Consider the following 15,751-nt stretch of genomic DNA (forward strand, 5'->3'; position numbering starts at 1 on the left):
TGGGCGCCCTTTTTCGTGCCTGGAAAAACTTTCTGTCAATATCGAAAATACCCCAGAGGGAAAATACCATGAACAGATTCCAACCCATTCTGCATCTGATACTGGCCCTGGTGGCCGGTGTCGGTCAGTCAGGACAGGCGGTGGCGCAGGGTAACCAGTTCCAGGGCGTCGAGCTCTCGATCGAGCCGGTGGCAGGCAACGTTTATATGGTGAAGCGCCCGGGCGGCGGCGGAAATATCGGTGCGTTCACGGGCCCGGACGGCGTATTGCTGGTCGACTCTCTCTTCGCGCCGTTGTCCGACCGGTTGGTAGCTGCAGTTCGGGAAGTCACCGACGGTGAAATACGTTTCCTGGTCAACACCCATATTCACCCGGACCATGTAGGCGGCAATGAAAATCTCGCCGAACTGGGCGTGCTGATATTTGCCCATGACAACACCCGTCTGCGATTTCTTGAAGAGAAGAGCCACTTTCCACGCCAGGGCGGCAGCTTTGCTCCCCAGCCTCCCGTTGCCGGCCGGCCGGTTATAACTTTCAACGATGAAATGAGTTTTCACTTGAACGGCGAGCAGGTCCGGGTATTCCTGGTTCCGCCTGCGCACACGGACGGGGATGTCTTTGTGTATTTCACTGCATCAGACGTGCTGCATCTGGGGGATGTGTTCAGAACCACCAGCTACCCGATCATCGACAAGTACAACGGCGGCAGTTTACGGGGCACCATTGCAGCACTGGATCTGGCCATCGATCTGGCCGGCCCGGCTACCCGGGTGATCCCGGGGCACGGTCTGGAAGTGGTCGGCAGGGACGCGATGATCGAGTTTAGGGATATGATTCTGGACGTACAGAACAAGGTCTACACCATGATCCGGGATGGCAAACACCTTGCCGAAGTGATGGCGGCCCGGCCCACTGCCGAGTATGACGCACGATGGGGGCAGGAGGCCGGCTGGACTGCCACCGATTTTGTGCCGGTAGTGTATTACGAGCTGGGCGGGGCCGGACGACTGCAGGATCGCTAGCGATTCGCAACACTGGTCGGATTGCCCATGCCGGCGACAATTTCGGCCAGGCGGTTGACCGCGGAGATCGACTCCTGGGGGTCAAGATTTTCGGCGTCGTTATTGAAATCGGTGTCCGCCTGGGCCTGCACCAGCAGGCCGTCACGGCGTGGATAAACCGAGACCCGGCGGTCGCCATAGTTTAATCCCCAGTCCACCTCCGGCTGGGGGATCAGTTTTGCCGTCTGGCCGCGCACCGGAATAATGGAATCGTCGTCCAAAAGGTCGCGGGCGCCATAGCCGGTACAGTTGATAATGGTGTCCTCGTCAAGATTGGCAAAGTCCTCGTGATTCTTGAGTTCACGCGTCACGAGCCTGCCACCGCTCTGCAGAAAGTCAGAAAGCAGCAGTCGTGAGTAGCTGCTGATGTTAAAAAGCATTGCGGGACGGCGGCGGACATGGGCGGCGGGAAACGGGTGATCGGTAGAGGCAATATCCACCGCTGCTGGCGTAATATCAGCGATCAGATCCCGGCTGAAGTCCGGGTATTCCGGTTCCATGGACTCGTGGTCGTTTCCGCCAGAGACGCCAAAGGGCGCATCCTGCAGGCTGTACATGTCGCGCCACTCGATCGGGTCACCGGGCAGGCCAAGGAGGGACTGAAAATGACGAAAGGAATAACGGGCCATGCTTTCCCAGCGGTTGGCGAACGAACCGGCATACTCGGCAGAGCAGATACGGGAATCCGGAGTCCAGGCGCCGGTTGCGAAGTTTGAGCGGACATAGGGAGGCAGTTCGCGCGCATAGATGGTGACTGACAACCCGGCCCGCTGAGCAACCAGCGCAGTCGTCATACCGATGGCGCCACAACCGATCACGGCAATCTGCTGATTGCCCAGATTCTGGGCGAGACCCACCGCCAGAGAGCCGCTGCCCCAGGACAGTGACCAGCCGCTGCCACCGTGACCATAGTTGTGCACAATGGACTTGCGACCCAAGGTCTCGATTTCGATGCGAGGACCCTGGGGCCGAAAAGGCCGGGTGCAGACGTTCATTTCGATTATGCGCTCCGGGCTGGCAAGAATCGGCGCCAGCACGCGACCGCCGACCTGCAGGCGGGCCGGCGGAATAACCGCCGGGTCCTGCGGCTGGGCGGCCCTTGCCAGCGAAGGTTGGAGGGCTGTCAGGCTCGAGGAGGCAAGAACGGAGAGGGAGGTGTGTAAAAAATGTCTGCGCTGCATGGTAATCACCCGCGATCTGAATCTATTTGTCAGTTGGTAGCCTGGAACACTTAGTGGCTGCATTATTTATGCCATACGACAGTCCAGACAGCTGCCCCATTGTAGTAACGGCACACAGGCTTGCGCAATCCGTGTATTCCCTCTCAATATAGCGGTGTTACTCGCGGCGACTTGTCGATATCATTCGCGGCAAGAAATGCGTTTGTTAATTCTAAGAAGCCTCTGATTTATTCCCACAATACTCTGGCAATTAATCAGAGGCCCCCTAATAATATTCTGGATGGTATGAGCCGTGAGAATTGAAGCAATTTCGGTGGGCAACAACCCCCCGCACGACGTGAATGTCTTAATAGAAGTACCCATCGGCGGGCACCCTATCAAGTATGAGCTGGACAAGGAGTCAGGTACGTTGATCGTGGACAGGTTCCTCTATACCCCGATGACCTACCCGGGCAACTACGGTTTTGTTCCGCACACCCTGTCCGAGGATGGTGACCCTATCGATGTCATGGTCTGTAACACCCGTCCGCTGATTTCCGGCTGCGTGATCAATGTCCGGCCAATCGGAGTATTGATCATGGAAGATGACGCCGGCAAGGACGAGAAGATAATCAGTGTGCCGTCCGCGCATCTGACCCGTCGCTACGAGAACGTTCATGACTTTACTGATCTGCCTGAGATCACCCTGAATCAGATAGAACATTTCTTCGAGCACTACAAGGACCTGGAATCGGGCAAGTGGGTCAAGATAGGTGGCTGGAAGGGTGCCGACATCGCCAGGCAGATGATTGTCGAAGCAATCGAGAGAAACGCCAGAGCCGCGGATTAAGCGGCCTGTCAACTACCGCGATGCTCCGGCCTTGCAATCTCCTTCAGGGGACGTGAGGATCACCTCCTTATAGTGTTCGACTGACGGGAAAGGATTGTAAAAATGGTGCAATAGCCTGCGCCATTCCTGATACTCATCGGACTGGCGGAAGCCCACCGTATGGTCCTCCAGCTTTGCCCAGTTAACCAGCAACAGGTAACGGCCTGGGTATTCCATGCAGCGTTGCAGCTGATGCGTAAGATAGCCCGGCATACTGGAAATTATCTGCTGGGCTTCCCTGAACGCTGCCTCGAAATCCACTTCCAGCCCTGGCCTTACGTCGAGAACAGCGACTTCCAGTATCATGATTTTTTCCCCCGTTGAGTTACCTGCGCATTGTAAGCCTGCCAGGGCCGGACAAAAAACCGTTTTCCGTTGTTGGCTGAGATTGACCACTTTGAGCTGATGCTCTTTGTTAAGTAAGTACCTTAGGGGGCGCAGGTTCGGGGAGAGGTACGTGAGGTGGCTTCGAGCGGCGCGGTCGGCAGGGGGTTCTGTGTGCTGCGGACCGCGCCCGTCCCGGGTGCCTTCACTCTAAGGAGCCTCTGATGAATTACCACAATGCTCTGGCCTTCAGACAAGCTCGCTGGCAAGGCGCATTGCCGCCGGCATGCGTCGGCCTGTCAAGGCAGTGCAACGAAGCCAGCGGGCTTGTCTGAAGGCCCCTCCGGGCGGGGCCTGTCGGGCGCCACTGCGTTGTTGTCGCGCTTGGCAAGGGAGTGACCATTCCCTGCGCACGACGCCTAGCAGTAGCGCCCGACAGACTCCCGCAGAGCGTTGTGGTAATTCATCAGAGGCTCCTTAAATGCCCTGGAAAACGGTCATTTTTCGCCGTTCAGCGCTGGTCCCTGATTGCAGCCCACAGAACCCCCTGCCGACCACGCCTTGGCACCAAGTGGCACTCATTCTCCAGTGACTTCGAAGGATAGTGGAGTGATTAGAAATCGCAGAATGCAAAGTGGTGTCAAAAAATTGGAAGTGATTGTAGATCGCTGAACGGCAATGGCGGTAAGGAAAAACTATTGCATCCTTGAATCAATACACCGGGATTAAAATCTCGCACCGAGCACCAGCCCGGGGGAACCTGCCGTCGGAGCAACGCGCATCCCTCCGGGATTCCCTCCCTCGGTCAGGAGCCCGCAAGCGGTCTCCTTCGGTCAGTCGGTGCTGCGTTTTGATCGCTCTGACGGCAGGTTCCCCCGGGCTGGTGCGGTCTTCAGAAAGAACCACAACAAAAAGAACCACAACGAGAACCACAACGAGAACCACAAAGAGATCCACAACGAGATCCACAAAGAGAACTACGACGAGAACTCAACACAAACCACAAAAAGAACCAGATTCCCCACCTTGACGCAGTCCAGAACTAAACCCCTGAGTTGGAAAAACTCAGACCGAAGAACCCCCCGAATCTTCGAGCCCTTGACCTTAGAGGCAGGTTAAGGTTTATGCTGCACAGATTGAAGCCCCACAACACCACAATCACAGGAGCGGGACAGTCATGAATTCCTCCCACCATCAAAGCCATTCGCAATCAGGCAAACAAGCCTGCCATGAATCGGAAGGCGAGCTGAAGGACCCCGTCTGTGGCATGACCGTCTCCACGGCATCGAAGCATCAGGCTGCCTATCAGGGTACAGAGTATTTCTTCTGTTGCAGTGGTTGCCAGCAGAAATTCAGCGCCGATCCGGAAAAGTACCTTTCTCCCCGGGAAGAGGAACCGCAGGATCAGAATGCTTGGTATATCTGCCCCATGGACCCGGAAGTGCGTCAGCGCGGACCGGGAACCTGCCCTAAATGTGGCATGGCACTGGAGCCGGAAACACCCAGCCTGGAGGAAGAAGAGAATCCTGAGCTGATCGATTTCCGGCGCCGCTTTTGGGGAGCTCTACCTTTCACCACAGTTGTGTTTGGTCTGGCGATGTTCGGCCACGGCAGGGGTTGGGTGCCCCTGGGCTGGCAGAACTGGATTGAGCTGGCGTTGGCTTCGCCGGTGGTTCTTTGGGCCGGTCAGCCATTTTTCATCCGCGCCGTACAGTCAGTAGTCAATCGCAGCCCCAATATGTGGACCTTGATTGGCCTGGGCACCTCGCTGGCCTACCTGTACAGCCTGGTCGCCACCCTGGCTCCGGGTGTGTTTCCCGATTCCTTCGTGATGGACGGGCGGGTAAGCGTGTATTTCGAAGCATCCGCTGTGATTATCTCCCTGACTCTGCTTGGCCAGTTGATGGAGCTGAGAGCGCGGGCTCAAACCTCGGCGGCAATCCGCGCATTGCTGGATCTGGCTCCGAAAACCGCCCGGCGCATCAATGACAACGGCAGTGAGGTTGAGATCGCTGTCGAGGACATTGCAGTTGGCGATCGGCTCCGGGTAACGCCGGGTGAAAAAATCCCCGTGGACGGTGTGGTCGAGGAAGGGCGCAGTTCCGTGGACGAATCCATGTTGACCGGCGAGCCCATTCCGGTGAGCAAGAAAAAGGGTGACCAGGTGATCGGTGCGACGCTGAATACCGGCGGCAGCCTGATCATTCGCTCGGAGCACGTGGGTGCCGAGACCACCCTGGCCCAGATAGTCAGCCTGGTCGCCCAGGCGCAGCGGTCCAGGGCACCGATGCAGCGGCTTGCTGACGTGGTGGCAGGCTACTTTGTATTGATTGTGGTGAGCATCGCCGTGGTCACCTTCTTCACCTGGGGCTTTTTGGGCCCCGACCCCGCCTGGGTGTACGGGCTGATCAATTCGGTAGCCGTGCTGATCATCGCCTGTCCCTGTGCCCTGGGGCTGGCAACGCCGATGTCTATCATGGTGGCCACCGGCAAGGCCGCCAGCCAGGGAATTCTGTTCAAGGATGCGGCGGCAATAGAGGCATTCGGGCGCATACAGACGGTGGTGGTGGACAAGACGGGTACTCTCACCGAGGGTAAGCCGGTATTCCAGAGTGTCCGGCCTGTCGCCGGCTTCAGTGACGAGCAATTGCTGCAACTGGCTGCCAGCCTGGATCAGGGCAGCGAGCACCCGCTGGCCCGGGCGATTGTCGCCGCTGCCAGGGAGAAAGAGATCACGCTGCTGGAAGTGGTGGACTTCGACTCTTCGACGGGCATCGGCGTATCCGGCCGGGTAGATAGCCGGGAGCTGTTGCTGGGTAACACCACGTTTATGCGCAACAGCGGCGTTGCAACCAGTACCGTTGAAAGTGACGCGGCGTCGCTGCGGGAAAGCGGGGCCAGTGTTATTTACCTGGCCTCGGATGGCCAGGTCGCCGGCCTGCTGTCGGTGGCCGACCCGGTAAAGGAAAGTACCCGCGAGGCCATTGCGGCACTTCATGAGCGTGGCCTGAAAATTGTCATGGCAACCGGGGACGGGGAGATAACGGCCCGCGCTGTGGCCCAGGTGCTGGGTATCGATGAAGTACACAGCGAAGTGACACCCGAAGACAAACTGCGTCTGATCGAGACGCTGCAGAAAAACAACACTCTGGTTGCCATGGCGGGCGACGGGATTAACGACGCACCGGCCCTGGCCAAGGCTGACGTGGGGATCGCCATGGGCACCGGTACCGATGTGGCGATGAGCAGCGCTCAGGTGACTCTGGTCAAAGGTGATCTGCGGGGTATAGCCCAGGCTCGAATTATTTCAGAACAAACGGTTGCCAACATGCGACAGAACCTGTTGTTCGCCCTGCTTTACAACAGCATTGGTGTGCCAGTTGCAGCCGGCGTGCTGTTCCCCGTGTTCGGGATTCTGTTATCGCCGATGATCGCGGCCGTGGCCATGAGCATGAGTTCAGTCTCTGTCGTCACCAATGCCCTGAGGCTGCGTGGAAAATAGGTGGCGGCATGGAGGCGCTGCCCGGGCCGGTAATGTTGACTGAATGCGACTTGGTCCGGAAGCGCCAGAGGGCTGTCCGGCACGCATCACCGCCTTAAATTATCCGCTGACCCGATCGCTCAGCCTGCCGGGCTTCCACAGTGTCAGATATCGGAGCAGGAATAGAATCAGCAGCCCGGCAAGAATGCCGGGAAAGCCCTCGTAAACCGCATTGTGCAGGCCCAGGTAGCGCCAGCCCAGTGCCACAGCCAGTCCGGCTAGAATGGCGATAATGTTCTCAGACTGGCTTTGCTTCCAGCCCAGGCAGGAAACAATCAGCAGTGGCGCAAAAGCGCTGGCCAATCCGGACCACGCCATCACCACCAGACTGAATACACTGTCATTGTTGAGTAACGCCAGCCCGAGTGCACAGGCGGTAATCAGAATGGTGGCAGACTTGATAAGCCAGGTTTTTTCAATTGATTCCGGCAGCATATCATGGGTGATGGCGGCCGAGCAGCTGAGTATCAGGGAGTCGGCTGTCGACATGGTGGCGGCAAATATTCCGGCCAGCACCAGCCCGACGAGGACCGGTGGCAGCAACTGCCGGGCCATCATGGGCAGTGCCAGTTCCGCATCGAAGCTGCCACTGTCAGCCAGGTAGACCCGTGACAGCAGCCCGACACCAGTAGCCAGGCAATAGAACAACACGTACCACAGGTAATACCACATTCTGGCCCGGGACATTTCGCCGGCGTCTTCCAGTGCCATGAACCGGACCATGATATGTGGCTGCCCGATGACAGACAGTCCGGCAAACAGCCAGCCAAGTGCAAAAAGCGCACCACCCAAAGGACCGGACACGACCAGGTCATCGGGGAACCAGGTGAGATAGCCATCGATGGACTGGAGCTGGGCCAGCGCGCCGTTCAGGCCGCCCAGGGCCGCTACCGCCACACAAAGCAACAGGGCCATGGCGGTGATCATCACCAGGGACTGAGCGGCGTCGGTCCAGATCGAGGCGCGGATTCCACCGGCGAAACAATAGAGCACCACCATGACAGCCCCCATTACCGCGCCTGTCCAGCCCGGCCAGCCAAACAGCACTTCAAGTGCCTTGCTGCCGGCAACCAGTTGAGCGCCCGCATAAGTGAGTAAAAACAGCAGAGAAATCAGACCGATCACTCGCTGCAGTCTCAGGTTACGATCGCCATACCAGTTTGCCAGCACACCGGCATAGCTGACCTCGTCTGTCGATTCCGAAGCCATTCGCAGGCGCCGGTGGACGAACAGGGACGATAGGAAATCACCCAGTATCCAGCCAACCATAAGCCACACCGCGGCCAGTCCGGTTGCATGGGTGTAGCCAATTACACCGATGAACATATAACCGCTGTTGTTGGTCGCGACGGCTGACAATCCAACCAGCCAGGGCTTGATGGAACTGTCGGCCAGGTAATAGTCGTGCCGGGTTCCGCGGCTCTGTTTCATCGACGCGAGGCCGATCAGAGTAAAGCCGAGCAGAAAGCTGATGAAGGCTACGGTGGTTGGTGAAAAAATCAAGTGATTGATCCTGGTGGAAATTCAAGGCGCGGGAGTGGGAGCAGTCGCCGTTGTGGCGTTCAATTCCACTGCGGCGACAGTTGTCCCTGGGATGTCTACTGACAGGCCACCGACGTCAGTGGCAGTGCACTACAGATTGCACTGCCGTGGTTGTGGATCTCTATCAGACATTGATGCAGGCTTTTCACCGCCGCATCGTAGTCCCGCTCATTGACTATGAACTGCATGTCCACCTGGCGCATGGACTGATGGATCGCCTGCACATTGATCTGTCGATCCGCCAGCGCCGCGACAGCCCGGGCCAGGATACCGGGTACCTGCATGTCACTGCCAATGGCCGATACGATAGCCGACTTGCGATGATTGATTTCTGCATCCGGATAGCTTTGCTCCAGAACCCTGCAGATGCGCTTCATGGTTTTCAGGTTGGTGGCCAGGTAATGGGTAATGGTATTGGCGTTGATGTCCTTGGAAACGATCTGCGCCCGGAATCGGCGAATGACAGCCAGTATTTCCCGGTCGTACTGATCGATCTGGCCAACCATATTCTGATCGAAAAGTTCGAGCGAATAGATTCCCTTGCAGCCGGCAATAATCTCTACCCGGGGTGTACTGCTGATGTAGTCCGCGGTGATGGTCGTGCCGGCATGCTCTGGCTCGAAAGTGTTTTTCACCCGTAACGGTATGCTGTTTTCACGCAAACCCTTGGCAGCCTTCGGGTGGATAGCCTCCATACCCAGGTTGGCCAGCTGATCGGCGACATCATAGTTGGTCCGGCCGATTGGCACGGCCTGACGTTCACCGACCAGTCGGGGGTCGGCACTGCTCAGGTGGAATTCTTTATGGATTACCGCTTCAGCAGCAGCAGTGATGACAGCGATTCGACTGAAGGTCATTTCACTGTAGCCGCGATTGAAGCTGGCCATAAGACCAGCCTCGGTATGCGCATAACCAGTCACGATGGGGAGTTGCGACGACAGATCAATGTCTTTGAAAGCCAGCTGGATACGCTCATCCAGATTCACGTGTTTAGAGGATTTCCAGCCGCTCAGATCGACAAAGCAGGCGTTGACGCCATCGCGCTGCAGCAGTCGGGAAGTATTCCACGCGCTATGTGCCTCACCGATGCTGGCCAGCATTTCACGCACACTGTTCAGGTGCTGTTCCAGAGAGAAGTGTCCGTGCCGGCAGACGCGTTGGAGATCCACCAGGCATTCTTCGGCGGCGCTCAGGCGCTCATCGATAAAGGCATTGGCCTGCTTCAGCAGCACAGCTTCCTTGAACAGTTCTGCATTGATGTTGTGAAATATTTTCCGCAGCTTACGCAAAGCCTCCAGCCAGCCAGCGTCTTCTTCGCCGCTGGCGAAAAGGCTGTAGATACCGGGCCTGCCGGTTTTCTTGTGTTCCAACAGATCATTCGTTATTCCGCCGTAGGCAGAGACTACAAAAATGCGCTGGTACATCGTATCTTTGCGAATTGGTCTTCTGACGATATTGTCCCTTACAGCGGCGTAGTTGCTCATGGATGTACCGCCAATTTTTTCCACACTGTGGGTATTCATGCTTTCCTTTCATTAAATTCAGGATTGGTTTTTTGCGCACTGGATACACAGGCGCGTTACTGGTACTGCTTTGAGGCGAAGAAAGGGAATCGGATAACCACAGCCTTCACAATTGCCGGCATCGTTGCTTTCCAGCCATTGCAAGTTGGCCTGGAGCCTTGCCAGTTCCTGCTTCTCGGCCAGGGTAAGGCGCGATTCCACGGCGGAGCTGATAGTCAGGTCCATGCGTGCCGATTCGTCATCGGGCTGCGGGCCGCTCTCGTGATCGTCCTGCCGCGAGTTACCGAGCAGAATTTCCAGTGTTTTTATGCGTTCGGTAATCTGGCGCTTGAGGGCCCTCAGTTCAGCAGGACTCATCAGCCTGCTCCGACGTTCTCGCGGTCAGTGGTGTAATACCGTCTCTGCTGCAGAGATACTCCGGACGCGGAGGCAGGTCGCAGAACGGCTCTTCCACCCGATTACTCAGGGCGTTGTAGACGAAGAAGACATTTGAGCGTGGAAACGGCGTGATATTGCTGCCCGAGCCATGTAAGACATTGCAATCGAACAGGATGACACTGCCTGGCTTGCCGGTTGCGGCCACTATGCCGCCTTCGTCGGCCAATTGACGCACTTGCTCATCCGCGGGTACGCCTATGGACTGTTTTATAAGAGACGAACGGAAGTGCTCTGCCGGCGTCTCCCCCTCGCACGCCACATACTTCTTGTGGGATCCGGGAATCAATAACAGCGGTCCGTTGGTTGCATAGTTTCTGGTCAGTGTTATAGACATGCTGACCGCTCGCATTGCCGGCATGCCATCTTCTACGTGCCAGGTCTCGAAATCTGAATGCCAGTAAAATTCCTGGCCTCGGAATCCTGGCTTGTAATTCACCCGGGACTGATGCATGTAGACCTGGTCGCCCAGGATAAATTGAGCCAGGTCCATGAGCCGGCTGTCAGCAGCAAGCTGGCTGAAGAGAGGACTTTGCTCGTGCACCCGGAATACCGAACGAACATCACCACCAGTGGTTTCGCGAATCACCTCATCGGAGTTTCTTGTTTGCAGGCGGTCAACTTCCTCCTGGAAGCGATCCATTTCCTGTGCATCGAACACATCATCTAGTATCAGAAATCCGTCTTCCCGGTAACGGTGCAACAGTTCACTGCTCAAAGGGCAGGCAAAAGAAGACGGATAGATTACCGGGTCCAGGCGTTCCAGAAAGCGGCCGCCCGGACAGCTGCGGGATGGATAGAAATCCTCTCTGCTGCGTTTTTTAGGGAGTGGGTAACTCATAGAATAAATCTGAAGCTCCTTATGCAGTTACGGCTTCGGCCTCAAGTTCATAGGCCCCCTCGGCATTGTGGACTTCCCTGCCGTTCAGTGGCGGATTGAAAACGCAGGCCATCTTCATTTCGCAGAACGCGCGCAGAATGTGCCTGTCGTGTTTGTCCAGGTTATACAGAGTGCCCGGCTTGATCGGATAGATTCGACCGTCGTCGATGGTTTCAATTTCCCCCTCACCGGCTATGCAATAGACCGATTCCAGATGATTCTTATAATGCATCTGAAAATCCGCGCCTTTGTAGATGGTGGTTATATGGAAGGAAAACCCCATACAGTCATCCTTCAGAAGTAACCGGGTGCTTTCCCAGTTGCCATCCGGGGAAATCACCCTCCGGTCGGTCGTCGCCGCGTCCTGCAGGTTTCGTACAATCATTGTCTCTAGCTCTCCTGGAAGTATCTGTTCAGTAGTCTGTTCTGGTTCAGGCGACTTTCTTTTCGATCTTTTCTGCTATCCCATGCCGACCGATCCATGAGTCCAGGTAGTCGACGGGTTCGGGGATGGAATCCTCCCCCGCGCAGATGTCCCGAATAGCATGCTCAAGAATATCCAAACCTCTGGCGAGGTTCTCGTCACTGATGGTCAAGGGGCAGAGGATCTTCACAACATGATCGTCGGCGCCACTGGTTTCGATAATCAGACCCAACTTGAATGCTTTCCGGGTTATAGCCCCCGCGAGCTCACCGTTTACACAGTTGATGCCCTGAAACATGCCACGGCCGCGGGTGGTAAAATTACCCTCGCCGTATTTTTCCACGATGGCACTGAGCCGCCCGGAGACATAATCACCCTTTCGTTGAATCTGCCTGGAGAAGCCGTCATCACTCCAGAAGTGATCGATCGCAGTCTTTGCTGTTACGAATGCCAGGTTGTTACCTCGAAATGTGCCGTTGTGTTCACCCGGCTTCCACTGATCCAGGCTCGGCTTGAAAAGCACTACCGCGAAGGGCAGGCCGTATCCACTCAGCGATTTGGAGAGGGTAATCATGTCGGGATCGATGCCAGCCTTTTCGAAACTGAAATAAGTTCCGGTTCGGCCACAACCGGCCTGTATGTCATCGATGATCAGCAGGATGTCATGTTTCTTGCAGATCCGGTCCAGGTTGCGAAGCCACTCGAACGAAGCAGTCTGAATACCTCCCTCGCCCTGAACCGTTTCAACCAGAACTGCCGCCGGCAGATCAATGCCGCTGCTGGAGTCGGACAGAACCTTGTCCAGGTAAGCGATGGTGTCGATACCTTCTCCGAGATAACCGTCGTAGGGCATTCTGCTGCTACCGGTCAGAGATACACCCGAGGCACCCCGATGATGGGAGTTACCTGTTGCAGCGAGAGCGCCAAGAGTCACACCATGAAAGCCGTTGGTGAAAGAGATAATATTCTCGCGCCCGGTAACGTTCCGCGCCAGTTTCAGCGCGGCCTCGACTGCATTGGTGCCAGTGGGGCCGGTGAATTGCAGAACATAGTCCATGCTACGCGGTTTAAGTATCCTGTCGTTGAATGACTGCAGGAATTCACCCTTCGCACGGGTATGCAGGTCCAGGCCGTGCGTGATCCCATCAGCGTTTATATAGTCGAGTAACTTTTCCTTGAAAATCGGATTATTGTGGCCGTAATTCAAAGTGCCGGCGCCGGCCAGGAAGTCCAGGTACTGATTACCTTCCTCATCGTAAAGGTGTTCGCCCTTGGCTTTGTTAAAGACGCGCGGGAAAGACCGTGCGTAACTCTGTACTTCCGATTCTATTTCTTCAAATATTTTCATTAACCACTCTCCTTGGTTATCAGTGAAAGAACTGGTTGCTCGGTTTATTGCCGAGTCAGGCCGGTCCAGACCGGCGCCCGAGTGTCAGAGACCAATGGGCCCGATGCGGACCAATCGTTCCGATTCATGTTTATCATTGAAATGGGTTTGTTTGTCGAAAAGCACCGATGACTGAATGTCAGCGTCCAGGCTTGCTGCGAAGGACTGAAACAGCGCCCAGGAAGGTGCGTTGGATTCAGTGATGGTGGTTTCGAGCCAGCGTACATTCTGACAATCAGTGCGGTTGAGGATGTGGGAAAGCATCCGGGTAGCCAGACCCCGGCCCCGGGCAGGTTCGCCGACAGCGACCTGCCAGATGAACAATGTATCGGGTTGCTCAGGCTTCAGGTAGCCAGAGACAAAGCCTGCCAGTTCCTGATTGATTTCCGCAGCAACAGAGGTGCTGGCAAAGTGCGTGCACTGCAACAGATTGCAGTAGATTGAATTGGTGTCAAGGGGCGGGCAGTTTGCCACGAGATTGTGAACCTGGGCGCCATCTGCACTGATCGGTGCCCTGAAAGAGACGCTCTCTTGGTCTTTGTTCATAATAAAAATCTTTTTTTCATCCTCCGAAAAGTATTCTGCTTATGTGCCAGGCGTTTGATTGCCTGACTCGCTGTGCTGTTTATCATCAGGCTGATTGCTGATTGCTGATTGCTGATTGCTGATTGCTGATTGCTGATTGCTGATTGCTGATTGCTGATTGCTGATTGCTGATTGGTTGAAGTAATTCAGGCAGCGGAAATACCGCTAAATATGACCCTATCTCAAACTCGGAGTTTGAGAAAAGCTGCTGCACAATAATTGCAGCATCAATGTCAATGAGGTGGAGCATTATACATAACTGTCGCACTTTTGTACATTGAGCGAGTTTGCATCGCAATGACAGGTATCGCCATTGACATCTGAATCTTGTCGCGTCATTCCTGATTCCGTCTTATGCGGCGAGTAAGTGGCTATTAAAGGGGTCATGTCAAACAATAAATGGAGCCGTCAATGTGAGCGAGTGCTGGCGCTGCTGTGTAGAGAAGAGAATTGTTTGAATTCTGTTGATCTGACTGCCAGGAGCAAGGAGTCAGGCGCTTCTCTGCCGCCGAGTCGAACTCCTGCCTGGCGGGAGACGCAATGCATCCAGGCAATGATTTGGTATTGAGCCTGGGATGCTCACTGGCAAGGAGTTGCCCTGTGGACACTCTAAATTGGGTTAGCTGAGAGGGCACTGTTGAGGTAAGATCTGTGCAAAGGTTTCTCGCGGGTTAGGGAGGCTTTGATTAATTACCATTCTTGGTTGTCCTGTCGAGACCAGGCAGTCAAAGAGAGTAAAACGGCAATCAAAAATCAATAATAAAAACCGGAGGCCAGGCCATGAAGAACCGCCTGTTGATTCTGCTGACAAGCACAGCCCTGCTCGTTTCCGGCGGCGTGTTGGCGCAGCGTAGCAGCCCTGATCCGTTACCCATCGATGAGCCTTTGCTCCTCACCACAGCGGAAGTCCCGAAACTCCGGGTTGTACCGCTGGTTACCGGTCTTGCCAACCCTTACGCCATGGCGTTTCGCGACAATGGCGACATCCTGGTCACTGAGCGTTACAGCGGCAGGTTACGGCTGATTCGGGATGGTCGGCTGGTGCAGGAGCCTATCCTGGGAGTACCGCAGGTTTATGGAGACATCTTTCGGGCGGGCCTGATGGATGTAGTCTTGCACCCCGAGGACGACAGCCTGGTCTATCTGACCTACACCAAGCCAATTACTGTCGGTGAGGAAGCAACCCAGACGGTGGCGCTGGCCCGCGGGCGCCTGGTCGAAGACCGGCTTACCGACGTGCAGGATATATTCGTTGCCAAACAGATTGATGAAGGCATAGCTGGCTCGGTCATGCATTTCGCGCCGGACAATACCTTGTTTGTCTCGGTAGGGGGCGCCTATGCGTATCAGGGCATTGGTGAACTGGCCCAGGATCCGGCTGTGCACTATGGCAAACTGTTACGGCTTAATGATGACGGCAGCGCAGCGGCAGACAATCCCTTTGTAGACAGCGGTGAATACCTGCCGGAGGTTTATTCCGTCGGTCATCGGAACCAGATGGGTCTGACATTCCACCCGCAGACCGGGGCGCTGTGGGCCAGCGAGAACGGGCCCCAGGGCGGTGACGAGATCAATATTATCGAACCGGGCCAGAACTATGGCTGGCCGCTGGTGTCCTTCAGTCGCCATTACCGCGGCGACTGGATTGCCGGTGAGCCGGGCCACGCCAGCTTTCGCAGTCCAGAGGTGTTGTTCTGGCCGTCAATTGCACCTTCGGAGATCACGTTCTACACCGGCGACCGTATTCCCGCCTGGCAGGGTAACCTGTTTGTGGGGTCCATGATGACCGGGCGCATCCCCGGGACCGGCCACCTGGTGCGGATTGTGTTTAATTCCCGTGGCCAGGAAATTCGCCGGGAGAATCTGTTAACGGAACTGCGGTCGCGGATCCGTGAGGTTCAGCAGGGCCCGGATGGCTTTCTGTACGTGCTGACCGATGAGGATAATGGTGCCCTGCTGCGCCTGGAAGCGGTTCCCGCTGATTGAGCGGCTTTTGGGCG

14 protein-coding genes are annotated in these 15,751 nt (G+C 56.1%); 4 read left to right on the forward strand and 10 right to left on the reverse strand.

Going from position 1 to position 15,751, the window contains the following annotated elements; all coding sequences use genetic code 11:
- Nucleotides 1-68 precede the first annotated feature (68 nt).
- A complete protein-coding gene (locus R3F50_08290; protein ID MEZ5490304.1) occupies nt 69-1,022 on the forward strand; it encodes an MBL fold metallo-hydrolase in 954 nt (317 codons plus the stop codon).
- Here R3F50_08290 and R3F50_08295 read toward each other — a convergent pair.
- The gene (locus R3F50_08295; protein ID MEZ5490305.1) at nt 1,019-2,242 is read right to left on the reverse strand and encodes an FAD-dependent oxidoreductase; all 1,224 of its coding nucleotides are present in this window, start codon (nt 2,240-2,242) and stop codon (nt 1,019-1,021) included. The two genes, R3F50_08290 and R3F50_08295, sit on opposite strands and share 4 nt — an antisense overlap.
- A gap of 292 nt (nt 2,243-2,534) precedes the next feature.
- Here R3F50_08295 and ppa point away from each other — a divergent pair, with 292 nt between their 5' ends.
- A complete protein-coding gene (gene ppa, locus R3F50_08300; protein ID MEZ5490306.1) occupies nt 2,535-3,071 on the forward strand; it encodes an inorganic diphosphatase in 537 nt (178 codons plus the stop codon).
- A 12-nt stretch (nt 3,072-3,083) separates the two neighbouring features.
- Here the strand turns inward: ppa and R3F50_08305 are convergent, their stop codons facing one another.
- On the reverse strand, nt 3,084-3,416 hold the full coding sequence (locus tag R3F50_08305) for an antibiotic biosynthesis monooxygenase (protein MEZ5490307.1): 333 nt from the start codon (nt 3,414-3,416) through the stop codon (nt 3,084-3,086).
- Between the two features lie 1,285 nt (nt 3,417-4,701).
- On the opposite strand from R3F50_08305, the gene R3F50_08310 reads away from it, so the two are divergent.
- On the forward strand, nt 4,702-6,936 hold the full coding sequence (locus R3F50_08310; protein MEZ5490308.1) for a heavy metal translocating P-type ATPase: 2,235 nt from the start codon (nt 4,702-4,704) through the stop codon (nt 6,934-6,936).
- Nucleotides 6,937-7,035: 99 nt separating this feature from the next.
- Here R3F50_08310 and R3F50_08315 read toward each other — a convergent pair whose 3' ends face one another.
- From R3F50_08315 to R3F50_08350, 8 genes are all read right to left on the reverse strand, one after another.
- Nucleotides 7,036-8,406, reverse strand: coding sequence for a sodium/proline symporter (locus tag R3F50_08315; GenBank protein MEZ5490309.1), 1,371 nt, complete (start codon nt 8,404-8,406; stop codon nt 7,036-7,038).
- A gap of 167 nt (nt 8,407-8,573) precedes the next feature.
- A complete protein-coding gene (locus R3F50_08320) occupies nt 8,574-10,040 on the reverse strand; it encodes an aspartate kinase (protein MEZ5490310.1) in 1,467 nt (488 codons plus the stop codon).
- 18 nt (nt 10,041-10,058) lie between these two features.
- On the reverse strand, nt 10,059-10,397 hold the full coding sequence (locus R3F50_08325; GenBank protein ID MEZ5490311.1) for a TraR/DksA family transcriptional regulator: 339 nt from the start codon (nt 10,395-10,397) through the stop codon (nt 10,059-10,061).
- Nucleotides 10,384-11,316 carry an ectoine hydroxylase gene (thpD, locus tag R3F50_08330; GenBank protein ID MEZ5490312.1) on the reverse strand — a complete coding sequence of 311 codons (933 nt, stop codon included), beginning with the start codon at nt 11,314-11,316 and terminating at the stop codon, nt 10,384-10,386. The genes R3F50_08325 and thpD overlap by 14 nt, the downstream gene beginning before the upstream one ends.
- Nucleotides 11,317-11,335: 19 nt before the next feature.
- Complete coding sequence (locus tag R3F50_08335) at nt 11,336-11,740, reverse strand: ectoine synthase (protein ID MEZ5490313.1); 405 nt, start codon at nt 11,738-11,740, stop codon at nt 11,336-11,338.
- Nucleotides 11,741-11,786: 46 nt separating this feature from the next.
- A complete protein-coding gene (ectB, locus tag R3F50_08340) occupies nt 11,787-13,127 on the reverse strand; it encodes a diaminobutyrate--2-oxoglutarate transaminase (GenBank protein ID MEZ5490314.1) in 1,341 nt (446 codons plus the stop codon).
- Nucleotides 13,128-13,211: 84 nt separating this feature from the next.
- Entirely contained in the window at nt 13,212-13,712 is a 501-nt protein-coding gene (gene ectA, locus R3F50_08345; GenBank protein MEZ5490315.1) for a diaminobutyrate acetyltransferase, read from the reverse strand.
- Between the two features lie 85 nt (nt 13,713-13,797).
- Entirely contained in the window at nt 13,798-14,001 is a 204-nt protein-coding gene (locus R3F50_08350; protein ID MEZ5490316.1) for a hypothetical protein, read from the reverse strand.
- Between the two features lie 530 nt (nt 14,002-14,531).
- On the opposite strand from R3F50_08350, the gene R3F50_08355 reads away from it, so the two are divergent.
- Nucleotides 14,532-15,737 carry a PQQ-dependent sugar dehydrogenase gene (locus R3F50_08355; GenBank protein ID MEZ5490317.1) on the forward strand — a complete coding sequence of 402 codons (1,206 nt, stop codon included), beginning with the start codon at nt 14,532-14,534 and terminating at the stop codon, nt 15,735-15,737.
- The last annotated feature ends 14 nt before the right edge of the window (nt 15,738-15,751 follow it).

This window comes from Gammaproteobacteria bacterium, assembly GCA_041395725.1.
In the GTDB taxonomy this organism is placed as follows: Bacteria; Pseudomonadota; Gammaproteobacteria; order Pseudomonadales; family Pseudohongiellaceae; genus NORP240.